17 protein-coding genes are annotated in these 23,036 nt (G+C 54.6%); 7 read left to right on the top strand and 10 right to left on the bottom strand.

The genetic code is table 11. The annotated features are described in order from the left end of the window. Position 1 precedes the first annotated feature (1 nt). Positions 2-1,801 carry a glutamine--fructose-6-phosphate transaminase (isomerizing) gene (gene glmS, locus F7R90_RS02180; protein WP_158055644.1) on the top strand — a complete coding sequence of 600 codons (1,800 nt, stop codon included), beginning with the start codon at positions 2-4 and terminating at the stop codon, positions 1,799-1,801. Between the two features lie 117 nt (positions 1,802-1,918). On the opposite strand, the gene F7R90_RS02175 is transcribed toward glmS, so the two are convergent. Together F7R90_RS02175 and F7R90_RS02170 are read right to left on the bottom strand one after the other, a co-directional pair. Continuing rightward, complete coding sequence (locus tag F7R90_RS02175; protein ID WP_158055643.1) at positions 1,919-3,526, bottom strand: ArnT family glycosyltransferase; 1,608 nt, start codon at positions 3,524-3,526, stop codon at positions 1,919-1,921. 235 nt (positions 3,527-3,761) lie between these two features. After that, complete coding sequence (locus F7R90_RS02170) at positions 3,762-4,943, bottom strand: C1q-like domain-containing protein (RefSeq protein WP_225741237.1); 1,182 nt, start codon at positions 4,941-4,943, stop codon at positions 3,762-3,764. A 135-nt stretch (positions 4,944-5,078) separates the two neighbouring features. Here F7R90_RS02170 and F7R90_RS02165 point away from each other — a divergent pair, with 135 nt between their 5' ends. Both F7R90_RS02165 and F7R90_RS21995 read left to right on the top strand, forming a co-directional pair. Next, a complete protein-coding gene (locus tag F7R90_RS02165; RefSeq protein ID WP_192498381.1) occupies positions 5,079-5,546 on the top strand; it encodes a type II toxin-antitoxin system VapC family toxin in 468 nt (155 codons plus the stop codon). Positions 5,547-6,099: 553 nt separating this feature from the next. Next, the gene (locus F7R90_RS21995) at positions 6,100-6,255 is read left to right on the top strand and encodes a hypothetical protein (RefSeq protein ID WP_192498380.1); all 156 of its coding nucleotides are present in this window, start codon (positions 6,100-6,102) and stop codon (positions 6,253-6,255) included. On the opposite strand, the gene F7R90_RS02155 is transcribed toward F7R90_RS21995, so the two are convergent. Beyond that, positions 6,239-6,733 (bottom strand): DUF4330 domain-containing protein, encoded by a 495-nt coding sequence (locus tag F7R90_RS02155; protein WP_158055640.1) that lies wholly within the window; start codon positions 6,731-6,733, stop codon positions 6,239-6,241. The two genes, F7R90_RS21995 and F7R90_RS02155, sit on opposite strands and share 17 nt — an antisense overlap. Before the next feature lie 754 nt (positions 6,734-7,487). On the opposite strand from F7R90_RS02155, the gene F7R90_RS02150 reads away from it, so the two are divergent. Then, on the top strand, positions 7,488-8,090 hold the full coding sequence (locus tag F7R90_RS02150) for a hypothetical protein (protein WP_158055639.1): 603 nt from the start codon (positions 7,488-7,490) through the stop codon (positions 8,088-8,090). Between the two features lie 506 nt (positions 8,091-8,596). On the opposite strand, the gene F7R90_RS02145 is transcribed toward F7R90_RS02150, so the two are convergent. The 3 genes from F7R90_RS02145 to F7R90_RS02135 form a co-directional block, all read right to left on the bottom strand. Beyond that, positions 8,597-10,189, bottom strand: a complete 1,593-nt coding sequence (locus F7R90_RS02145) for an O-antigen polymerase (RefSeq protein ID WP_158055638.1) — start codon at positions 10,187-10,189, stop codon at positions 8,597-8,599. A 955-nt stretch (positions 10,190-11,144) separates the two neighbouring features. After that, complete coding sequence (locus tag F7R90_RS02140) at positions 11,145-11,792, bottom strand: class I SAM-dependent methyltransferase (RefSeq protein ID WP_158055637.1); 648 nt, start codon at positions 11,790-11,792, stop codon at positions 11,145-11,147. 25 nt (positions 11,793-11,817) lie between these two features. Beyond that, positions 11,818-13,227, bottom strand: a complete 1,410-nt coding sequence (locus F7R90_RS02135; RefSeq protein ID WP_158055636.1) for an oligosaccharide flippase family protein — start codon at positions 13,225-13,227, stop codon at positions 11,818-11,820. Positions 13,228-13,989: 762 nt separating this feature from the next. Here F7R90_RS02135 and asnB point away from each other — a divergent pair. After that, positions 13,990-15,867: an asparagine synthase (glutamine-hydrolyzing) gene (gene asnB / locus F7R90_RS02130; protein ID WP_158055635.1), complete on the top strand. Its 1,878-nt coding sequence runs from the start codon at positions 13,990-13,992 to the stop codon at positions 15,865-15,867. After that, positions 15,860-16,828 carry a glycosyltransferase family 2 protein gene (locus tag F7R90_RS02125; protein ID WP_158055634.1) on the top strand — a complete coding sequence of 323 codons (969 nt, stop codon included), beginning with the start codon at positions 15,860-15,862 and terminating at the stop codon, positions 16,826-16,828. The genes asnB and F7R90_RS02125 overlap by 8 nt, the downstream gene beginning before the upstream one ends. A gap of 38 nt (positions 16,829-16,866) precedes the next feature. On the opposite strand, the gene F7R90_RS02120 is transcribed toward F7R90_RS02125, so the two are convergent. Further along, positions 16,867-18,066: a sulfatase-like hydrolase/transferase gene (locus F7R90_RS02120; RefSeq protein WP_158055633.1), complete on the bottom strand. Its 1,200-nt coding sequence runs from the start codon at positions 18,064-18,066 to the stop codon at positions 16,867-16,869. 105 nt (positions 18,067-18,171) lie between these two features. On the opposite strand from F7R90_RS02120, the gene F7R90_RS02115 reads away from it, so the two are divergent. After that, the gene (locus F7R90_RS02115; protein ID WP_158055632.1) at positions 18,172-19,383 is read left to right on the top strand and encodes a glycosyltransferase; all 1,212 of its coding nucleotides are present in this window, start codon (positions 18,172-18,174) and stop codon (positions 19,381-19,383) included. Positions 19,384-19,392: 9 nt separating this feature from the next. On the opposite strand, the gene F7R90_RS02110 is transcribed toward F7R90_RS02115, so the two are convergent. From F7R90_RS02110 to F7R90_RS02100, 3 genes are all read right to left on the bottom strand, one after another. Continuing rightward, the gene (locus F7R90_RS02110; protein ID WP_158055631.1) at positions 19,393-20,838 is read right to left on the bottom strand and encodes a sulfatase-like hydrolase/transferase; all 1,446 of its coding nucleotides are present in this window, start codon (positions 20,836-20,838) and stop codon (positions 19,393-19,395) included. A 64-nt stretch (positions 20,839-20,902) separates the two neighbouring features. Continuing rightward, positions 20,903-21,919: an NAD-dependent epimerase/dehydratase family protein gene (locus F7R90_RS02105; RefSeq protein WP_158055630.1), complete on the bottom strand. Its 1,017-nt coding sequence runs from the start codon at positions 21,917-21,919 to the stop codon at positions 20,903-20,905. Continuing rightward, a complete protein-coding gene (locus F7R90_RS02100; RefSeq protein WP_158055629.1) occupies positions 21,916-22,926 on the bottom strand; it encodes an NAD-dependent epimerase/dehydratase family protein in 1,011 nt (336 codons plus the stop codon). Before F7R90_RS02100 ends, F7R90_RS02105 begins: the two co-directional genes overlap by 4 nt. Positions 22,927-23,036: the final 110 nt, after the last annotated feature.

Here is a 23,036-nt window from a genome sequence, read left to right as displayed (position 1 = left end):
CATGTGCGGGATTATCGGTTGTGCGGGCCGTAACGAAGACACGCTCGACGTGCTTCTCTCGGGACTGGAGGGCTTGGAGTACCGGGGGTACGATTCGGCGGGGGTCGCCCTCTCGAACGGGTCGGTCGAAATCTGTAAACGCGAGGGAACCATCGAACGCCTCCAGGCGGCCGTCGACCGTTCGCTCGGGGGCACCGATGCCGTCGGCATCGGCCACACTCGCTGGAGTACGCACGGCCCGCCATCCGACGAGAACTCCCATCCGCACACCGACTGTACTGGTGAGGTGGCGGTCGTCCACAACGGCATCATCGAGAACTACAGCGCGCTCAAAGAGGAGTTGCAGGAGAGTGGGCACGAGTTCACGAGCGATACCGACAGCGAAGTCGTCCCGCACCTCGTCGAAGACGCGCTTTCTGAGGGTGTGTCGCCCGAGGAAGCGTTCCGGCGCGCGGTGTCGCGCGTCGAAGGAAGCTATGCGCTCGCGGCCGTCCTCGCCGACTCCGAGGCCGTACTGGCGACTCGCAACGACTCGCCGCTCGTACTGGGCGTGGGCGAGGAAGCGGCGTATCTGGCGAGCGACGTACCTGCCTTCTTGGAGTACACCGACCGAGTGGTGTACCTAGAGGATGGTGAGTTCGCGCGACTGGAGAGCGGTTCGTGGTCGGTCAGCGACGCGGACGGCGAGGTAGTGGATAAGTCCATCTCGCGCGTGGAGTGGGACGCCGAAGAGACCGCAAAAAGTGGCTACGACCACTACATGCTCAAGGAGATTCACGAGCAACCGCGCGCACTGCGGAAGTGTCTGCGGGGCCGCGTGGACGAACGGACCGGTTCGGTAGACGTGGAGGCCCTGGTGGGGTTGTCGCCGTCGTCAGTGCAGTTCGTCGCCTGTGGGACTTCGTATCACGCCGCGCTGTACGGCGCGCAACTGTTGCGTGAAGAGGGGATTCACGCGCATGCGTTCTTGGCGAGTGAGTACGCGACTGCGCCAGCGCCCGTTGACGATGGGACGCTAGTTGTGGGAATTACCCAGAGCGGCGAGACTGCCGACACGCTGTCAGCGCTTCGGGAAGCACACAGGCAGAACGTCGAAACGCTGGCCGTGACGAACGTCGTTGGCTCCACCGTGTCGCGGGAATGCGACCGGACGCTGTTCATCCGTGCTGGCCCGGAAATCGGTGTGGCGGCGAGCAAGACGTTCTCCTCGCAAGCGATTGCAGCGAACCTGCTCGCGCTCGCGCTAAGTGGCCGGGCGAGTCGAAACCAGGAGTTGATTGGTGCGCTCCGAGACCTGCCGAGTCAGGTGCAAGCGATTCTCGACGACTCTCGGGCCGAGGAGGTCGCGTCGAAGTACGTGGACAGTCCGGCGTACTTCTTCATCGGGCGGAACGAGCACGGGCCAGTCGCCTTGGAGGGTGCGCTGAAGTTGAAAGAGATATCGTACAAGCACGCCGAGGGCTTCGCGGCAGGCGAGTTGAAACACGGTCCGCTGGCGCTGGTTACCGAAGAGACGCCCGTGTTCGCCATGGTGACTGGCGACGGTGAGGCGGCGACGAAGACGATTGGGAACGTGAAGGAGGTCGAAGCGCGGGATGCCCCGGTCGTTGCGGTTACGGACGGCGTTTCGGATGTCGGGCGGTATGCGGAAGACGTGTTGCGCGTTCCGGAGACGCATCCGCGATTGGCGCCCGTGTTGGCGAACGTGCAGTTGCAGTTGGTGTCGTACTTCGTGGCGAAAGAGCTGGGGCGGTCAATTGACAAGCCGCGGAATCTTGCGAAGAGCGTTACCGTGGAGTAGGGACTCGCGAGCTTTGTTTTTCAAAGCAGTTCATCAACCGCCTGGGCAGATGCTACGTGACTACTCGCGCTAATTGCTCAATTGCTGTGCCAGATTAATGGGGATTATGCTGTCAGGCTACGACTGGTACTCAAATATCATGGCGTCCTGGTTCTTATAGACCAGTTCGAAAGTTGGTGACGTCACTGCTGCCCGGGCCAACCCGGGCTGTTTCCGTCTCGAAATATAGAGATAATCCGGTTTTGCATGCAATTTTGACACCTGTGACGTAACGCACTGCGGATTCTTACAGCTCCGAATATGATTTGTGAGTGTTAATTGTCTTCTCCATGCTTCATCTCCTTTCCACTCAACACCCCAGAATCCAATCAGAATCGTCCGATTGCTGAAATACGGGAACCATTCAATCGGACCACTCGTCACGACAAACGACGCATCCGCAGACGTCTCCGCAGCTACCCACTCCATCGCTTCTACATGGCTCTCCGACAAGAACGCGGGCGATGTGTTCACTGCCCCCGTCGCCGCTACACCTGATGAGATCAGCAGCCCGCATACTAACGCTGCCACAACGACATCGCCATACGAGATCGCGACACTGCTGAGCGACGTCGGGAGTTCATATCGCGGCCGCCGATAGTGGTGGCGAATCCACTCAAGGAGCCGTCGGAAGCCTGCGGCAGCATAGAATAAGAGAAACAGGAACGAAAACCGCGGATACAGACCTGCAAACACCAGCATCCAGGCACCAAAGAGTACCTTCCGGTGGCGAAGTTGGTCTACAATTCCGAGCAGCCCCAGATACCAGACAAACACCAGTTCGGTAGAGAACGTCGTATCAAATGTCGTTACTGCAAGTGACTTTGCTACCATCCGGAAGCTACCGAGCAACCAGTTCGCCCGATGCACAGCGCCACCGCCGTCATACATTCCGAAGAAGAGGAGAGCAGTCCGAATCAGGATATCTGGTCCATGCATTAATAGGACACTTCCCCACCACGGGAAAGAGACGGCGAGCCCGCCACCTGCAATAGTGATTCCGCGAAGAAAACCCGGAATAGTCCGGTTCTGGACGAGGAACGCGGTCAGCACGACTGCTCCATATGTAACGCCTCCGAGTGGATGAATGAGCAGTGAAAGCCCGAAGCCGAGAGCAGCATAAAGAACCCAGCGTTGATCGCTGGCTGGCGAGGCGTAGACTCTCCACGTGAGATAGCTACCGAGAATCGTTGTGAATAGAAGCCCGGCTCGCGTGGCACCGCCACCATGCCGGAAGACCCCGAACGTGCCGAACACGAGGTAGACGAACATTGCGGCGAGACTCCCGGTAGCTTTCGAGTCGAAGTACGCAGCTGCAAATCGATAGATGATCAGGATACTCGCAATCCACCAGAGTTTCGGGAGAATGCGAATGGCGAGCAGGCCGTCAATCCCTGGAAAAAGTTGTAAGCCAGCGAGAAGGTAGAATGCAAGTGGTGGATATGCATACGGGACGCCGCCAGTTGTATATCCTGGAATATGTGACGGGAGGAGTCCATTGTGGGCCAGGATTTGAGTGGTGAACTCAAGGTAGAGGCCGCCGAGGGCTGTCGGATAGGAGTTGTAGTAAAAATCTGCTAGAAAGAAAAGTCCGGCGAGTAGCAACGGCGGGCATACCAAGAGCCCATCCTCATGCCAGGTGTCCTTAAGATAAGTGTGAAGAGTGGTTACATTGGGGGTTGCCATTATTCACGTCCGAGAAGTGCAGAGGTAAAAAGATAGCCGTTGATTTGCAAGACGCCAAAGACACTATTCCCTCGGTCTGCGCGAGTATTGGTTTCTGGCTGGCAACGGGTTACGCTACGCGATTACTGAAGTTTCTAAACATGTGCGACAAACTGAATACCAATCAAATTGCAAAGCAGTTATCGCTAATTGAACGTTCCTGCACAGTAAGCACGGCCGTGCATACAAGGCGGCCTTAGAGTGCTTCTTTGAGCGAGTACGTCGCGTGCGCAGTTGGTTCAAAGTCGTTGTTGATGTTGAGGCTGCTGCCTTCGTTGTGCCGCGCCCTGACTTCGACCGTATCGCCTTTGGTGAGCGAGAGTTCGTCGGACACTTCGATGACGGGGTTAGCGTAGTTCGCCGTTCGCTTTGATTGGGTTTTCTCAGTCGACCCGTTCACGAAGAGTTTCGCCTGAATCTCCGTCCCGGACGTGACACTGAGATACTGAAGTCGAGCGGTCACGTCGTAAATGCCATTCACTGGCGCGGTATACTGGTAGTTTGACGTGTCGTAGTGACCGCCATTATCGTATACTTCTGTATCGTACTGGACTGTAGTCCCCGAGATACTGGCTACTGATTGGTCGGTCGATCCAGTGTCTTTTACGGAGGTCGGCTGCACGTATTCGACACCGTTCGGGTAATGCACTTCCTCACCGCGAAGCACGAGGAAGCAACTATGGTTGATGGCGAAGTTCTCGCCGGAGACAGTGGGCTGGAGGAACGCCCGCGACCCTTCGGTCAGCTCCACGTCGTAGGTTGGCGACCCCGATGTGTTCCGAGCTTCGACGAGTGCGCCACGCTTACCGTATATCCCGCTGTTGTGGCCGCTGCCGAGATCGCATGACCGCATGTGGAGTCGGGACGCATAGGCGAGCGCGCCGTACTTGTTGGCCCCCGTGAAGTGAACTTCATTTAGGAATCCCTCTGTAGAGCCGGAGACGGCATACGACGCCGGTTCATCCAAGTATGGGGTTTGACCGGTGAGTTCGACCCCCATGACTTGCGGCATCTCGGTGCCGACACAGCCTGTGACAGTGATGGAGTTGACGGAGACGTTTGAGGGGGCGCTGATGTCACCGACAATCTGGAGACCAGCGTTTTCGCCCGCAGAGATGGCGGTGCCATCGGCTGCAAGGAGGGTGTCGCCTTCGGTGAACCCGATGTTGTGGCTGCCGCGAATAATGACGTCCTCGTCGTAGATGCCTGCGGCCACGTCGATGAGGTATTCGTGCCGGAGGAGTTTCGGCACGGCATCCACGGCGTCCTGAATCGACGTGTAGTCCGCTCCACCACCGGCGTCTACTGTGAGGGTTTTGTCTTGGTTGCTGATAAGGTCGTATGCTGGGCCTTCAGTGGCATCGTCAACCCTTATCAATTCTTGAGCGCATGGAACGCCTCGTTGAGGAAACGTCTTCGGATCGCGGGGAGACGGCTCCGCTTGGCGAAGGACCCGGCCCAATCGTCCAGAAGCACAGAGACGCTGTTCGGAGGGGAGCGGAGAAGAACAGCGATGAGTGACGCTGGTGGCCCCTATCTTTTCGACGTCGGGGTGATTACACTCGCACATACAGACGCCCTTGTTCGTGATGCCGCGCTTTCGTACGTCCAAGATTCCATCGCTGGAGACATAGATGCCGTTGTTCCGTATCCTGCACTGGTCGGAGCGCACAACGTCCTGACGACGTACTACGGGCGTTCAAACGCAGATGCGTCCCGGCTTCTACAGAATTTTATGGACGCAAAGCGAATCCATTGGTACGACGGGATGTCCGAAGACGTAGTTCGAGGCGGACTTTCTCAGTCGAATGACGCAAATGTTGGTGGCTGGGACGGGTACTATGCGCAGGTAGCGATCGACGAAGGGGTAAATACTGTGTTGACGATCGACGACGACTTCAAACGATTCGATGGGTTCGATACCAAGATCATTCTTTCACCTGACGAATTTAACGAACTGAACAGCTTTCTTGGAAACTGATTCCATGCCTCTTTCTGGATAGAGAAGTCGTATCACCATCTGCTGCTATCGTACGTCCATCGATACACGGACAATCCCAAGCAGATGCGAGGGCTTTCGGAAGAACAGTATCTAGATGACGTGGTAACTCAGCGTGCGGTCGAGCGAACATTCATTATGATTTTGCGCCACGTGTGAGAATTAGTTTGAGTGGTCCTCGGTGTCGGAAGTCCCTCGTTCGTCCGAAGCCGACGACTCATCGGGGAGTTCCGGGGGTTCCAATGCCGCGCGGAGGAGTTGGATGGTTCGAGAGTTCGTAATCCACGCTCGTTTGGAGGAACTGCGGAGTTTTTGGCTCAGGCGGTGGGCGAAAGAGTCTTTCCACGCTCGTTCGGCGACAGGCGTGAGTCGGTCGAGAAGCGCGATGACTGGACCGACAGTGTACGTTTCCCGGAGGTCGATGACGACGACGTCGGGTTCCGATTCCTTGATGAGCCAACGGTAGAGGAAGGAGTGGCGAATCCAGTAGACGTTCGTTCGGACGCCTTCAGCGAGTAACGATGCATCGGTCGCAGTGGCGAGGGTACTCGTGATTGTCGTGCAGGTGGTGACGAGCCACGACGCGGCGACCCACGCCCGGAGCTGGGCTACGGCGGCGTGGACGAGTCAGACGAGCGTCGAGTCGTCGGCGATGCGTTGGGTCTGGTTCGTCATCAGTTCTTGGGCGTGAGCTTCGTGACGGTTCCCTTCACGGTGACCGGGCCGAAGTCGAGTGTGAGCTGGCGGCCGACTTCGAGCGGTTTGTCTCTGAAGAGGACGTCATTCTCTCTCTTCGTGGTGTTGAGCGAGAGCTGTAGAGTTACAGTTTTCTTCCGGGGATGGGGTCGATCATAGAGCGTTCCGTTCTGGTCCGTGACGATGACTTCAGTCGGTCGGACGGACTTGTTCGTGACGGCAGCGATTGCGTCTGATTTGATAGGGCCGTTGGGAATCGCGTCGGCGACGTACGGTTGAACGCCAGTGACTTGATAGGTGACTGTGGTTTTCGTTTGTTGATTGGTTTTCTGGTTGGTGGTCGTTGCTTGCTCGTCTGCTCCGAGAACGAATGCTGTGCCAGCGGCAGCGACCGCGAGGACGAGGAGGACTGCAAGCGCGTCGATGATGTTAATCTTGCCGAAGAGGCGGCCTTGGTCGTCAATAAAATCCATAGATTCGTAACTCCGTCTCCGTGATTTGAGTCGTGGTTAGTGCGGGTGCTAAACTGTTGCGCTTTGTGACTGACCAAAGCGGAGTCTACCACGGATGATTGTGAGGTCATCGGTGAAGGTGTGGACTCTTGGATGTTCTGTAGTGCTTCCATCTACTGGGTGAGGACTGTGGATTCTAATTGTCTGCACCCACAAACGACCTCCCGTGACGCATAGACGCGGAAAACAACTCTGTTCGGGGGTGAAGAAGCGCGGGTATCCGCTGCCGTAGATTACTGCGCGGCCAAGTTGGAAACTCCCCACTTAGACGACGTCGTCGCCTTCCATTCGCCGTGCACCTTGTAACAATAGTCCCTTCCAGGTCATCCCGTGTTTCTTCTTGATTCGGTGCAATTCCTCGTACTGTTTGTCATCATCAACCTCAATGTAGATAGTGTGTGGCTTGCCCATATGGAACCAGTAGCAAACCAATGTCTATAATGGTTCGGGGAGTACGTTTTAATCGGCGATGCAGCGTACCAACAGGTTCGAGGTCAAGCCGCGCTCCCTGAAGGACCGGCAGCTACTTCTCGAACTCCTTGACGCGTCGGCCGCACTCTGGAACGAAGTGAACTACGATCACGGGACCTCGTCGCCCGACTCACCGCGCTCGAACGAGAGGTTGCGACGCTTGGGGACTCAGAGGCCTGGCAGACGTATCGCCTCTGCCTGACAGACGTCTCACTTGTCGCGCTGAGTCCGCCAACGTAGGGTTGTGAGCCATGACGCAGGACGACGAGGCGGTGCAGGACGTGACTGCACGTCTAGAGGCGCTCGAATGCGAGGTCGCGGACCTGCAGGATACGGTGGCGACGGCAACGGGAGGTATCTGCCGCTGGTGACGGCGACGCTGCGGGCGCTGACGGTGGCGGACATCGACACGGTCGAGGACCTGCCGGCGGCCGGGACGCAGTTCCACCAGCAGGTCGAGGAGTTCGCCACGAGCGTGGACGCGCTCGAGGAGCGCGTGGCGGCACTTGGCGATGTCGGCACCGAGAAGACCACCAAAGAGCAGAAGTACGCCGTGGTGCTGGCGTTCCCCCAGAACAAAGGTGGGGCCGCACAGCCGAAGGTGGCAGTGACGGCCCCCGCGATTAAGGGCTGTGTCGGCGTGTCGCGGCGGTACGCCTACGACCTCATCGACGCAATGGCGGGCGATGTCGACGGCGTGCAACTGCGGGAGGCGACGAGGGTGGAGACGGCGACGGGCGTGGAGCGTAAGCCGAAGGCCCTGCTCGTCGACTGTGAAGCGGTTCACACGTTCGGCGGTAGTGTGAACACGTTCATCACGGGAGGTGGCGAGAGCAGGTCCAGGTGAGCAGTCGTCGATGCGGTACTCTGTTGGACTTTGGATGAAGTAATGGAAATGAATGGCCGAGGATTCGACTATGGGTCTATCCCCGTGGTTCTAGCAGATGCCACGGTGGATGTGGCGATTACATCACAAGTTTGCGGGAAAACTGTGAGCTACAGCAGAGAACCACAAGCATGCAATTCTTCACGTTCTATACAAAGAAGTGATTGTCAATTTTCGATAGAACCCGTAGAACATGTGAAGTCCCTGTTTCATATTTGTAAGAATATGGTAATAACCCCCCGATTTGCGATTATTAAGCTTCTAACCACCAGCCAGACTTTCGTGGAGAAAAACCCGGAAATGGTTTAGTAAATCGTTTGAAAACATGGTATCCCTGGAAAATATCTCCATCGGCGAACGTCTGCATCGCTTTTGCGGGTCACTCTTGGCGACTCCCAACGGGGGTTGACATGCAGGTTTGCAGAAAACAACTCTCGGATTTTATTAATTAATTCTAATTATATATACTATAAAAGGAATTTCTGCAAGTATTTGACACACGTTGAGTCTTGTATCGCAACAACAATTATCGAGTTCTTAACTGTTTTCGCTCCTTTCTGGTTGCTCGCCTCCCTGTTTAGAGATTGATACAACGTATCGAACTTCTCCCAGGCGTACGACTGTGCAACTGCCCGTGTTGTTAACGATGCTCGAGTATTGTTGTTCTGTGCCCGACGGATCGCCGCAATCGGTCGGGCGCCCGTAATGTAGATAATTGACAACACGAGGGGGCCACACCGTAGTACCCCGCTGATTATTGCTTTCGACACATTAGCAGGGAACATCACTGCGAATACGTAGATGGTTACACCGATATAGAGGAGAGTAACGGGCAGTACCTTCTCCGAACGGACTAAATAAACGTAAACTGCACGCAATAAAACGCCTAATATTGCCATTCCCACGACCACGCCGATAACTCCGTAGTTTAAATAGAATTCGGCAATAACTGTACCGGGCGTACCGTTACTCTTTCCATACACGACCCTCGCCAAGTATCGCGAGAGCTGAACCGGTTTTTCCCGCCAGAATACACGAGGCACAGGAAAAGTAATCCATTTGAGGAATGTGGAGCCGTATTTGAACGGTAACTGCTCGGGCGTCTGGTGGATGACGTGGCTGAGAGCAGTAATTCCACCGAAGTCTGCCCCTGCAACGACTTTCAGCGCGGTGTCAGGAGATAAATATGACAAGACGTTTTGCGGCCCGGAGATACGCCCGGCCTTTCGTATTCCACCCATCAAGCTTACGACAGTTAAGCTGATTACTCCCGTGGCTGTAACCCAGTAGAGCGGTAATCGTCGGCGAACGTAGTGATAGACGACGAGGAGGCTGATGATGAACCAAATAAGTCTGCCGCGGTTACTCGTGTAGATAGGGAACATCATTGCAACAAGGATGATGATGGCAACCGGGTACATCTCCAGCGAGCGAAGTGGGCGTCGTTGGTGTACGTGGTTGCCAAAGGCAAGGAGTGCGGCTGTCAATAGCAGGTAAACTCCGTAGCGGATGTAGACTGTGGCTCCGCTTCGTTTTTGACTGAACTCGCCAAGCGTAGTTGGTACGTCAGTCGCAACGACGAACACTATAAGGAAGACGAATCCGAGCAAGTTAAGGACGCGAATCGCGGTTCGACACCGCGCTCGGTTCCATGTAGATGGCGGAGTGGGAAGTGCGCCACCTAGTTTCTCACCGGTGGGTAAAAAGTAGCCGATGACGAGGCTTGCAAGACCAAGCTGGACTATCAAAAGCGGTTGAAGGAGGTAGTTCATGTTGTAACCGAGAAGCAGGCGGGAATGTTCTGTCATAGTCGTGGTTGCGAGGTCAATAACCGGTCCGACCACTTCGAGCAAATATAGAATACCAAGGAAAGAGACCGGATGGAATACGTCGAAATCGTTTGCAGCGATAGGGAGTCCGAGAAGAAGAACGCCATAACAGGCGAGGAAGATGGCCAAGGGTGCTGGATTGGGATGTAGAACGGCAGTACCGGCCAGAAAAACACTGCCAAGGCCGAGAGTTGTTATCCGGGGATAGCTAGTAAACCGAATAGCGACCATGTTAGAAGGAGGCTCTTGCTCGCTACATAAAAATTCTCTTATTGCTCTTGATGGTAACGGCGCGACAGATACACGCAGGACCTAAAACGAAAACCCATTCGATAGTATACCAATTCGGATTGTCATATACTTTCTGCAATGGTTCGATTGCGTACTGCTTCCGAGATGTTCACTAGTTTCAAATGACGCTCGGAATGCGAGAGGGAACCAGTCAATTCTGCCACCGGTTGTAGACGCAAAAGAAGGTCTTAAGGTTGTCCTCCCGCTGATTGACGCCGCGTTGAGCGGGGCCTATCAGGAGACGGTAGTTCTCGATAGTCGGATGATTTTCCGCGGCCGCGGCATCAAAAGCTATCTTTCCGGGAGCGGCGACCACATGGCCGCCATGGACGGCCAAGATGCCGCGATCTCAGACCTGGATAGACTACTTGACGACAGGGGAGCCTTGATATGCTCCACGTAAGTCACGGTGAGATGGTTCTCGGCCTTGCGTGTTGATATTGACGCTGCCCCCTGTAAGGTTCATTTCTCGATAGAAATCGCTATGAGACTGTACAGATTCAAATCAATGATTGGGTTATTATAGGCACCTACCTCGGTTCTGTAGGGTAAATGTGGCCTGCGATTACATTCCTTCAGTTGATGTAATCGTGGATGTAAATTCGTTCCCAGCATCAACTTGATGTGTGAAGTTTGAGTATAGGTGGTGTTCCCAACGGCAGTGCATCCCGAGCGAAGATGTTATCGGTCAACAATGGGTGCGGCCTTGATTTGCAGGGCAACTAGCGTATCATATACGTGCAGACCGGAGAACGTGATTCGTGGCTGGATCGTAGGTGAAAATTTTTTACATCCGATATACCAAGCATACGTTCGTTGGAAATGTAGGGACGAATATAAACAACGGGTTGAGGACTGCCGATGGGGCAGAAACACACCGTGGCCTGTGACAATCTCACCGCGAGAATAACATCAAGTTCTTCGGAATCCAAGTTGCCGCATCAACCGTCATTTCCTCTTGAAGTTCTCGTGTTCGCTCAGCCCGGTACTCGTAGCCGCGTTTCTCAAACAGGTCAATCCAGTATCCGTGAGGTTGTAGGTTGATATGATGAGTGCCGCTCTGGCCGGGCGTCGCTGCCGTGAACGTGACAGTCTGCCCACAGCCTGTGATAGAGTCCACCAGCGTTTCCGCTGCGGATTCTGGAAGGTGTTCGGCTACCTCGAAGCACACGACGAGGTCATAATTGTCTGACGTTGAATAAGGTGTTCGAAGATCATGGTGTTCTACCGTCGACTTTGGAACCTGCAGGTGATTGAATGCGCTGACTGCACCCTCAACACCGTGGATGCTCGCGCCACGTTTCTGGAAGCTATTGAGGTAGTGGCCGACACCACATCCTAAATCGATAACGGATGCTGGCTGGAACTCCTGGTAGAGGACGTTGACGATGTGCTCTACGTCCGCGCGTAATTGCGGGTCGTTCGCCATGCGCTCATACCAGTCTTCGTCATATATTTGGTCCGGAGAGACCAAGCGTATTTCGTTGCCGATTCGGTAAACTTCATCACGGACTGTCCGCAGGATTTTCTTTACTGACTCCATACCACGGAAAAGCGAGACGTCGTGTTTATTTCTTCCGCTCTTCTAAAACGTCACGGAGTGGCGTTGGCAACCCAGTAAGTGCAAGTCCATAGGTCACGCCTCCGGCCGCAATGATAACAGCAACGCTAACCACATCTTCCGCTGAAATGACGTGGAGGAGGCCACCAACCACGGCCGCCATCAACCCGACGGCCACCGCGAAGTGCCTTAGATCGGGGATGACAGCAGGAACTGTGATACGGGGGAGTCCCGTGAAAGCCCACGCCAGTACAACGAGTTGGCCGATAAGACTGAGTGTTGTTGCCGCGGCCGCGCCTATCGCGCCGTACCGGGGAATCAAAGCCACGTTGAGGCTGAGGTTGAGGATAAACCCGACGAGAATACCCCGGGTCGCCAGTCGTGGCTTGTTAACGGCTTCGATGCCCGGCCCGACAAATGTACTCACCGCAGCAGCAACCTGTCCCATGGCGAGAACAGTGAGGATAAGCCAAGCGTCCGCGTACTCCGGTGTGAACGCGACTGACAGTAGTGGTCCTCCCACGAAGACTGCGCCAACGGCGATAGGAATCGGTAACAGGAGGACGTAGAAGAACGCCGTTGAAAACAGGTTTCGGACAGCTATCCAGTCGCCCGCGGCCTGCCGGTTGCTCAACCGTGGGACAATTGCCGTCCGAATAGCCGCTGGGAGGAGTAATGCAACACGGGAGACGCGCCACGAAACTTCATACTCGGAGACGACTGCTGGTGTCTGGAAATGCCCTAGTAGGAGGACATCCGCCCAATTAAATGCAACGCTACTCACACTGCCAAGCCCCGCATAGAACGCGAATGTCGTCAGTGACGACACGAGTTCGCGGCGTGGAAACGAGAGACGGGTTGTCGTACGAAGCCAGCCAGCGAGGAAGACAAAGGCGAATCCGGCAAGCCAGCCCGTAGCTAGTCCGCGCGCACCCCAATCTGACAGTACGAGTGGCAGGCCGACAAGAATCCAGACGAGGTATCGGCCCGCCTCGAGCAGTGCTCGTTTGCCGGGTGTTCGCTCGCCGCTTAGAATGCTCAGCGTGGTGTAAGCAGCCTCCTGGAGGATGACGCCGGCTAGTAGGAACGGGAAGAGTGTTGGCGCGAGATAGTCAGAGACGAATGACTTCGCGGCCAGAAGGCCAACGAGTACGGCGAGAAGGGGGAATAGCTTCAACGCGAGGGCGGTCGAGAGAATGGCTTCGGGACTGTCGGTTTCACTCATCCGTTTTTTCATTGCGTCGTCTAGGCCAGCATCCGCGATGAGGCGGAGTCCTAGTAACACACCTTCGAACAAAAAGAACGTGCCAAGTGTAGACGGGGGGAGTACCCGAGTAAAGAGAGAGATTCCAGTGAACATCAGGACCGTTGAGAGACCGCGCGCGGTCGTGAGCTTCAGTGTATCAGACGACACCATTTATATATAGGACTTCAGTCAATCTGCTTTAGATTGTTGGTTCGTTGGAGAGCTCCATCGGGCAGAACCAAAAGAGTAGTCGGGGTTTTACTTCTCGGAAGATACGTTCGATGCTGTTCCGGCCCCCGTGCCGTTCATATTGGAATCAGATGCCGTGGCGGTCAAATGCCACCTGCAACCACGGTGGGGAAATGGACGTGAAAGAGTGCGTCCTTCACGGGAGGTTTCTCCACGGGGTCCCGGAAGGAAAATTCTGGTAATCGACTAGGTCTGGTCGGAGAGATTAAAACGTGGAGCAGGCGATCTGTGTCGGTGTCACCTTCGATTCAGTCGCTATCCTTACTGAGGCGTATAGTGTCAAGTATAGCGCTATCCAAAAACGCACTGCCTCATCCTTCATCTCAATTCCTCCGGGTTGAGAGGACTTCGTTAATACGTTTCCACGTACTTTCCGAACAAGTCATCGCTACAGGATTGACCGTAGTGGAGAACCGGAAACCCCCATCGAAAAGAAAATGAGGAGTTGCAGGTCGAAAACTGAATCGGACTGTTTTCGCTGGCGACATCGAACTAGACGCTACACAAACCACCACGCCAGTTCGGGCAGGTTAGGATTTCCAAAACATATCCGGCCATATTTCAAAGAGGGTTTGAATTGACTAGTTTGGGTAGATAGCAACGACTTTGCACCGAGCTAAACAGCAGTACTGTTAACCCAAGGTTGGATACGAGATATTGAAAGATTAAAAAGGGAGACCGGCTTTGGACAGAGATACAGAGATGTGTGGCATTATCGGTGAAGTGGCTAGAGACCCCCTCAACGTCCGTACCTTCCAGCAGATGCGAGACGAACTATCTCATAGGGGCCCCGATGGGGAGGGTTTATATCTAAACGACTCGGAAACGGTCGCACTCGGTCATCGACGACTCTCCATTATCGATTTAAGTTCAGCTGGCGACCAGCCGATGCCCAACGAAGACGAGTCAATCTGGCTGGTGTTCAACGGCGAAATCTACAACTACAAGGACCTTCGCTCACAGTTAGAGGACGCTGGTCATGATTTTCGAAGCGAAACGGACTCCGAGGTCATTGTCCACGGCTACGAGGAGTGGGGGACAAACTGCGTCGAACGGCTCAGGGGGATGTTCGCGTTCGGTATTTGGGACGAGTCCCGAGACCGATTGTTTCTCGCACGTGATCGGTTGGGTATCAAACCCCTGTATTACTTTCAGTGTGACGGACGATTTATTTTCGCATCCGAGTTAAAGGGGATTCTTTCGGATAAATCAATCGACCGGAATATAGATCCGGTGGGTCTCAGGCACTATCTTCGCTATCGGTACATTTCCGCGCCGTATACTATTTGGGAAAACATACGGAAATTAAAACCAGGTTGCACCCTCGTTTTTGAGAACGGTGAATCTACCATCGAACAGTACTGGAATCCATACGATTACGTAGACGATGGTGGTAACGAAGAAGTTGCACTTCGGGAAATCGAACGGAGGCTCGAAGATGCAGTCGAATCGCATCTCACAAGCGATGTGCCGATTGGAGTCCTTCTGAGTGGCGGTCTCGATTCAAGTATCGTTTCGGCGCTGGCGTCACGGGTTTCCAACGGTTTGTCGGCATTCTCACTTGGTTTCGACACTGATAGCGACGACGAACTCTCACATGCCGCGAAAGTCGCAGAGACGTTCGATTTGAACCATCACACGGAAAATCTGTCTGCGACAGGGCTCGACGAGCTACTTGACGAGATTCTATATTATTACGACGAACCGTTGTCGGACAGCTCTGTGTTCCCGACGTATCTCTTGATGCAGGAGGTGAGCGACAACGTAAAGGTCGCACTTTCCGGTGACGGTGGTGATGAGATCTTCGCAGGATACACGTGGTACGAAACGTACCTTCAGTACCAGCGTCTCAGGCCAATGGATCAGATACTCGGTATCATCGGGCAAACGACGTTCGATTTAGGGAAGCGACTCGATAGCAGTCTGTTGAACGCGGTAAGTCGCCGGTTCCTTCCGTTTTCTCGATCTAGGATAGACCGATATCAGCAGATAATGCACCCGCCCTTCGACGACGACGAACTCGATGGGTTACTCACCGACGAGTACGTAGTAGCGAACCCCGACGACGTGCCCGCCCGTCATTGTAACGGCGAGTTAGACGTAAAAGACATGCAACTGCTCGACATGAATACGTTCATGGTTGACGACATTCTGACAAAAGTCGATAGAGCGAGCATGGCGCACTCCCTCGAAGTACGTGTCCCGTTGCTTGACCATAAACTCGCACAGTATATGTTATCGTTGGACTCTAACCTCGTTTATAAAAACGGAGAAAAAAAGCACTTGCTCAAGAAAATTGGCCGAAACGTCCTCCCATCGTCCATCATCGACCGAGAGAAGTCGGGATTCGGTGCTCCACTGAGCGAACTCGGCTTTGTCGATAGATACAAGCACATCCTACACGACTCAGAGGCAGCACGGGATGGCGTCTTCGATAGCGAGGAGTTGTCAAACGTAGCCGATTCCGGGATTGCGTATCACAAACTCGTGCGATTGATCCTCTTTGAACTCTGGTACCGCCGATGGAAGCCCTCAAACGCGAAGGAGGCAAGTCATGACTAAGGTCAGTGTCGTCATTCCCTGTTACAACGACTCGGAGTACGTGACAGATGCTATCGAAAGCGTTTTAGAACAAACTCGGGTTCCAGAAGAAATATTCATCGTCGACGATGGATCGACAGACGACGTCGAAACAGCAGTTGCCGAGTACGTCAAAAACGGGGACGTTGAGTTGCTTGAACACGAGACGAATCGAGGGCTCCCGGCAGCCCGTAATACTGGCATCCGTGCTTCTACGGAGGAATTCATTGCATTACTTGATGCTGACGATAAATGGATGCCGGAAAAAACGGCGACGCAGGTAGCCGCCATGTGCGATCGCCCCTCGGTGGGGATGGTGTTTTCCGACCACTACCGCGTCACACCCAATGGAGACGACGTAATTTCGGTTCGGCGCGCTGACGACCCGCCAGCACAATTCCTCGAAAACGCGTTCGTCGGAGGCGTCGGTGGTATCCTTCCATCTACCGTGTTAATTCGGCGGGAATGCTTCGAGCAGGTCGGCTATTTCGACGAAAAACTCCGACTCGCCCAGGAATTAGACATGTGGATGCGAATCGGAGCTGAGTATCCAATCCACCGGGTTCCACGACCACTCGTCCGCCGCCGGGTCAGAAACGATAGTTTAGCTTCGAACAAACTAAAGAAGTTGGAGTACCGAGAAGAGTTCATCACTCCGAAACTCATCGAGATGTACCCGAGGTTACAACCGTTAGTCGAACGCCGGAAAGCGCACCTGAAGTATTTGCGGGGAAGCTACTATGCATCGACCGGAGACTCATCGAAGGCACGGAAACAACTCCTCGGAGCAATAAGACTCACGCCTACCAAATGGAAAGTGTACGTGAGATTATTGACGACGCTTTTCGGCGAACGGGGAATGAAGTTCTTCTTCGGCTTTCTCAAGGAGACGAAATTCAGAGCAAAGAACCTCAAGCGACGTGTCGAAAAGCGAATGTCGTGATAGAGGTCGCCGATTTCAGTTTAGATAGCCGAGCTATCTCAGCTCAAGTAGCCGAGATTCCGTAACTGTTTTTCGTTCACCTCGGTACTCTGTGTTATTGACTCGGATTTCGGAAGTGCATCAAGCTGGTCCAGGTACTTGCGGGCATCCGAAACCGTCAACTCCGGTGAATCGTACGAGCGAACGCCAGTGAGATAGAACTTTGCAACGTCCCACAGACGACTACGCATGTATTCCCGCTTCGCACTTTTTAGTAATTTCCCGGCGAGAATCACCGAACGGTTGATCTGCCCCGAGTTCGGAAACACGTATCCACCATCTGCCTCCCACACTGATTCGAACCGCAGACGCCCGCTTATGAGTGGCTGTAACTCTGGCACGACGGATTTGTCGTAGAAACATGCCCCCTGATCGGCGAGTGGTTGCGAGAAGATATCTCGTCCGGGTACTCCATCGCCGTCGGCTTGGATACCCAATAGTCTAGCGAGTGTCGGGAAGAAGTCAACGTGGCGAAGCACGCCAGATTTTACGGTTTTCTGTTTGAGGTCGGGATGGACGAACACCGTCGGAACGTACGCAAGCTCGGGTCGAATCGGAGTGTTGTGCCCGACACATCCGCCTTCTCCGAGAAGTTCGCCGTGATCGCTGGTGTAGATCACAAGCGTCTCTTCGAGCAAGCCTCGCTCGTCTAACTTCTCGACTTGCGACTCGAAGTGTTCGATGTCGCGTTCGACGCCCGTCTGATATTCTGTCCGGTAGGTTGAGGTTGACGTATCTTTTCGGTCACGATAGTACTCCCAACCGTTACCGGGATAGTCCCCGTATGGGGCGTGTCCACCGCGTCCTCGTTCGACGAAAATAAACGGCGGCTCTGCGTCATCTATGTCATCCGGTTTACTTTCTGTCGTTGCGAGGGTCTTATCAAGTATACTTTCACTTTTCGGATTATCGTTGAACTTCTCGTTGATGGTATTCGAAAAGTGGGATTTGACCCCCTCCAATGTAAAAAGAGAGGGTGTCGTATTACTCAGACAGTCACCGAACTGTCGAACGCCGTGTTGCGGTGGTTGCAGTCCAGTAACTATTGAGGAAAAACTCGTCGGCGTGTGGATGCTCGCTGCGACGGTTTTGAAAACGGTTCCTCGCTGTGACAACGACTCCGGTACTGCATCCCATCGTACTGCATCGCCGACGTAAAGAAAGACGTTTGACGCGTCTATATCCGAAATCCCGGACATCGGTTATGACTTAGTACTCTGAGTTTTAACGTCTTTGGTTCGCAAGCTGTATTTAGGGGGACTCGATTACTGTATATACGAAGTTCCTCACAGTTCGTCTTAGACATGGTCAAAGCACTCATCCTGAAACTCAACGGTTGGCCGACGACGTTCGATGAGCGGGTCGAGGCCATCGCAGAAAGCGTCGAAGAACTCGTGGTAATTCGCCCAAAGCCTCCAGCAGAAGTCGATCGACTCGCCCAACGCAAGGGGGTCATCGTCTACGATCTCCTCCCGAGTCGAGGATCGTTCGTTGAACCCGGATGGATCAAGCCGATCGTGTTTCCCCTTCACGTCGTGCAGGCTATTCTCGTGATGACGTATCTCTGGGTTCGAGGGTCTCTTCCACCAGTAATCCATGCACTTGACTACGCACTCGGGGGGATAGCTGGCGTCGTCGTCAGCCGTCTGTTTTCGGTCCCACTCGTCGTAAGCGTTCGCGGTCTCAAAGAGCCCCGATACAAGGCGATTGCAGAAAAGAGCGATTCACTTCGCCCCTCAATCAACTACCGTATCCTTCGAGCGATGACCAGCTTCGTTCTCGTGAACACCGACCACGTTATCACGAAAGCAACCTATCAGGTAGATTTCGTTAAAGAGACTTTCGGCGTCAATCCAGGATTCACGACACGCCCGACTGGTGTCGATTTCGAGTTGTTCGATCCGGAGACTACAGATAGCGGCGACAAATTAACCGAACTGTTCGGTGACTCTGCTCTCGCTGGTAACAGCATCGCGCTCTATCTCGCAAAACTTCTCCCGGAGAAAGGTCCCGACAAGGTACTGGAACTCATCGCGGCGGCAGATGACGAACTCCCGGACGACGTGATGCTTGCCTTCGTCGGAGAGTTCCGCAACGAAGCGTTTGAACGTCAGTTCCGTGAGCTTCAACGAGACGTTAGCGAACGAGTCGTCCTCCATTCCAAGCGAGTTCCCTTCGAAGACGTTCCTGACTTGCTCGCCGCCGCCAACGCCGTCGTGCTTCTTTCGGAACCCGAGAGTGAGGGTGTCCCCCGTATTTTACAAGAATCGTGTGCCATGCAGACCCCGATAGTTGCCTCGGACGTGACTGGAATCGCTGGCGCTTTCAAGGACTTGCCGGGGTGTTACCTCGTCGACCGCGAGGATTCGACGGCGTTTGCCGACGCCGTGACCAGCGCAGTTACGGACACGTCGGACATGCCGAGAGACCGGTTCGCCGAACGATTCGATATGTACAGTAATTATGCGGCGTATGCCGGTATCTACGAGACGCTAGCGAACCCCACTACCGAGTAGAACCACCAACTATTCGCTGTAGCCCAACTGCTGTAACTGTTCGAGTGTGGCGTCGTCGATCTCGACCTCGGTCCGATTTTCGGCAGACTGCTCTCGAATCCTCACACAGTCTTCATGCCACGCTTCGAGTAGGTCCTCGAATCGGGCGTGACGGTCGGGGTCGACCTCCACGAGGTTCGTCCGTTCCTCTGGATCTTCGAGGAGGTTGTACAGAAACTCCGTTTCGGAGTACCGATACCGATTGAGATAGTACCGCGGGTTCCGTAGAATGTCCGTGAGGACTCCTTTCTCGAAGACGTATTTCACGAGTTCGAGTAGATTTCGCCCGCCTTTGTCGGGCGTTTCCACGTCGATGTATTTCCACGTATCCGACCTGACGCCGTAGAACGTGTTTTGCATGTCGTACGTGTCAGTCTTGGCGAATACGTAGTCGTGTACATCGGTCGGGGTTCCGGCAAGAGCATCCGCTAGTGACGAACCTTGAACGTTCTCCAATGAGACACTCCCGTCCGTAGCGTACTCTAGTACTGTCGGATACATGTCTATCAAGCTACACAAATCCTGTGCCCGAAAGCCGTTCGCTCCGTCTGGCGCTCGTACCACGAACGGGACGTGCATTAGCTCGTCGTACGGCGCGTGCCCATGGGTGAGACGGCCGTGTTCGTTGAACGCTTCGCCGTGGTCGCCGACGACGACGACCAGTGTCTCGTCCAAGATATCGGCGTCTCGAAGGTGGTCGAGTAGTTCTCCGAGACAGGCGTCGTTGTAGGCTATTTCGCCATCGTAGAGTCCCTTCAATTGGTTCAAATCTGCCGCTGTCTCAACTTGCTTTAGGCACTCACGCTCGCCATCGACTGGCCCGTCGTAGTCCGAGGCGACGTACTCCCGGAACCCTTCGGGGGGGTCGTACGGTATGTGGGGTTCGATAGACCACGCAAACGCAAAAAAAGGATCGTCGCCGTCACGTTCGCCGAGCCATCGCTCGAAGATGTCGTTGATATCCTCGGCGCGTGGCAACGCGACTTTTTCTACGTCCTCTTCGGTGAGTTCTTCTTCGCTAACTGTGGAAGTACGTCGCTCAGCGATGACCTGTTCGTCCTTGTAGAGGTCGTAAAACTCGTCGAACCCGGCGTCGAATCCGACCGCAGACGAGACGTTACCCATCGTGGTAATCCCTACTGTCTCGAATCCTGCCGTCCGAAACTGTTCTGCGAGCGATGGAACGTGCGGGTGGAAAGTATCGTGTCTCGTTTGGGTTCCGTGTGTCGGGGGATACGACCCCGAGAGAATCGAGCCAGCAACGGGACGGGTCCAAGTCGCGGGGGTAAAACACTGCTCGAACACGATACCTTCGTCGGCTAACCTATCGATATTAGGTGACGTTTCACGCTCATACCCGTAACAGGAGAGATGATCTGCGCGGAGCGCATCCAAGACGTAGACGAGGACATTCATGTCTTACCGTCTTAGTTGCCCAAAAAAAGCTCTTATTATCTCCGTATCCGAAGTGGGCGGACCGTCACCGCTCGTGCAGCAGCGTCTGTAGATTCTCCTGGACGTACTCCTTCTCCCGGTTCTCGGCGTACCAGTCGATGGTCTCGGCCATCCCGTCCTGGAGACTGTACTCTGGTTCCCAGCCGAGTAGTTCCTCGGCCCGGGTCGTGTCGGCGGCCCGATGGCGAACCCCAACTGGCTTGTCGGTCATGCGGTTGACTTCTTCAGGTTCCCAATCGAGGTAGTCGAAGATGGCTTCGGCTACTTCGTTGATGGAGATGTACTCCGGAATCCCAGCGTTGACCGGTGTCCCGTCCGAAATGTTCTCGTTGGCGAGCATAAGCGCGCTCACGATGTCGGAGACGTAGGTGAAGTTGCGGGTTTGTTCGCCGTCGCCCCAAATCTGATACGGGTCTTGTTCCGCGTAGGCCTTAGCGATGAGCGCAACGATAGCGTGCGTCTCGTTTTCGCGTGGACCGTACGCGGTGAAAATTCGAACCGCGCTTGTGTCCACGCCGTACTGTTCGTGGAACGCCTGCAGTGAACGTTCGCCCATGAGTTTCGCCCATCCATAGGCTTCGTCTGCGTACGCCCCGCCGCGTTCGTCGAAGCTCACCATGTCTTCTTGGAGGCGTCGCTTCTCCTGCTGGATGTCGGTCGGGTAGGTACACGCACTGGATGCAAACGTGATCTTGTCGACACCGTTCTCAACTGCAGTCTCGAACACGATGTTGTCCAGCGCCATGTTGGTGGCACAGTTTGCCGGGTAGTTCGAGATGTACCCGCGACCACCGTGGTCGGCCGCGAGGTGGAAGACACGATCGATATCTTTCGTGGCTTCGTCGGCGAACTCCCATTGCTTGAGGTTGCCGTCCGCGATTTCGATTTGGTTTCGCACTGCCCCGAGGTTCTCCGTCGTCCCGCTGGAGAAGTCGTCTGCAACTCTGACGTTTGCACCCTCTGCAACGAGGTCCTCGACGAGATGACTGCCGATGAACGACGCGCCACCCGTGACGAGGACGTTCTCTCCGTCGAAGCTCATTGTGCCTCACCTGCCTTGGAAGCTGCCTTCTCGGCGTCCAGTTCGTCGGTCGCCCAGTCATAGACCTCTTTGACTCCGATTTCGAGTCTTACCGTCGGTTCCCAGTCGAGTGCGTCTTTCATTTTCGTATCGTCGGCAGCGTACTTGTCCGTACCTGTCGGTTTCGAGAGATCGTGTTCGATTGAGATGTCTTTGCCACTGATGTCGATGATGGTTTCTGCGAGTTCGTTCATACTGACCACCTCGTCGCCGTTCCCGAGGTTGATCGGTTCGCCATCGGACTTCGCTTCGATGGCACGGATCATTCCTTCGACGAGGTCGGTGACGTAGATGAATCCGCGCTCTTGAGTTCCGTCACCGAACAGTTCGATAGACCCACCATCCGGTTCCTCGATGACCTTCCGGCACAGCGACGGGATGACGTGGCTACTGTCCGGATCAAGACTCTCTCGCGTTCCATAGCAGTTGAAAATCCGGACCATCGACGTTTCAAGATCGCAGTCATCGTGATAGGCCTGACAGGCAACCTCGCCGAGGACCTTCGCCCACCCGTACGTACTATGCGGGTCGGCCGGAATCGCTTGGTCTTCACTGAATCGATTGAGGTCGTCGTGTTGCTGACGGTAAATGCACGCGCTGGACGCAAAGAGGAATCGGTCCACGTCGTTGATTCGGGCCGCTTCGAGCATGTTCTGGTTCATCAACACACTCGGAGTGAGGCCGCCGACATTTTCGCGCTTGATGTAGTGAATTCCGCCGACGGTCGCCGCAAGATGGAAGACGTGGTCGACGCCTTCGGTCGCCTCGACACAACCTTTGTGGGTCGTCAAATCGACTGTTCGGAGTTCGATGTCGTCGAGAAGATGTTCGATCTTGTCCGGAGAACCGCGCGAGAAGTCGTCTGCAACGACAACCTCACAACCGAGTTCAAGGAGGCGTTCACTGAGGTGGCTACCGATGAATCCGGCACCACCTGTTACGAGGACTCTGGCTTCTTTCCAGTCCATATATTTCCCCTCTCATTAGGGTACCTAATTCCTGTGCTTTTCTCCTAACTGCTATCGAACCGTGGTCAATAGAGTTAGCATCCACAGACCGTATTCAGTTGTTTATTATG

The organism is Halorussus halophilus (assembly GCF_008831545.1).
GTDB classification, from domain to species: Archaea; Halobacteriota; Halobacteria; order Halobacteriales; family Haladaptataceae; genus Halorussus; species Halorussus halophilus.
This window is presented reverse-complemented; position numbering and strand designations above follow the sequence as displayed.

Bases quoted from the DNA above. Each gene is read 5' to 3' on its own strand.
- F7R90_RS02125 (WP_158055634.1), top strand. From the start codon at position 15,860: ATGACTAAGGTCAGTGTCGTCATTCCCTGTTACAACGACTCGGAGTAC.
- F7R90_RS02105 (WP_158055630.1), bottom strand. From the start codon at position 21,919: ATGAGCTTCGACGGAGAGAACGTCCTCGTCACGGGTGGCGCGTCGTTC.
- F7R90_RS02100 (WP_158055629.1), bottom strand. From the start codon at position 22,926: ATGGACTGGAAAGAAGCCAGAGTCCTCGTAACAGGTGGTGCCGGATTC.
- F7R90_RS02120 (WP_158055633.1), bottom strand. From the start codon at position 18,066: ATGTCCGGGATTTCGGATATAGACGCGTCAAACGTCTTTCTTTACGTC.
- glmS (WP_158055644.1), top strand. From the start codon at position 2: ATGTGCGGGATTATCGGTTGTGCGGGCCGTAACGAAGACACGCTCGAC.
- F7R90_RS02140 (WP_158055637.1), bottom strand. From the start codon at position 11,792: ATGGAGTCAGTAAAGAAAATCCTGCGGACAGTCCGTGATGAAGTTTAC.
- F7R90_RS02175 (WP_158055643.1), bottom strand. From the start codon at position 3,526: ATGGCAACCCCCAATGTAACCACTCTTCACACTTATCTTAAGGACACC.
- F7R90_RS02115 (WP_158055632.1), top strand. From the start codon at position 18,172: ATGGTCAAAGCACTCATCCTGAAACTCAACGGTTGGCCGACGACGTTC.
- F7R90_RS02165 (WP_192498381.1), top strand. From the start codon at position 5,079: ATGAGTGACGCTGGTGGCCCCTATCTTTTCGACGTCGGGGTGATTACA.
- F7R90_RS02155 (WP_158055640.1), bottom strand. From the start codon at position 6,733: ATGGATTTTATTGACGACCAAGGCCGCCTCTTCGGCAAGATTAACATC.
- F7R90_RS02110 (WP_158055631.1), bottom strand. From the start codon at position 20,838: ATGAATGTCCTCGTCTACGTCTTGGATGCGCTCCGCGCAGATCATCTC.
- F7R90_RS02145 (WP_158055638.1), bottom strand. From the start codon at position 10,189: ATGGTCGCTATTCGGTTTACTAGCTATCCCCGGATAACAACTCTCGGC.
- F7R90_RS02135 (WP_158055636.1), bottom strand. From the start codon at position 13,227: ATGGTGTCGTCTGATACACTGAAGCTCACGACCGCGCGCGGTCTCTCA.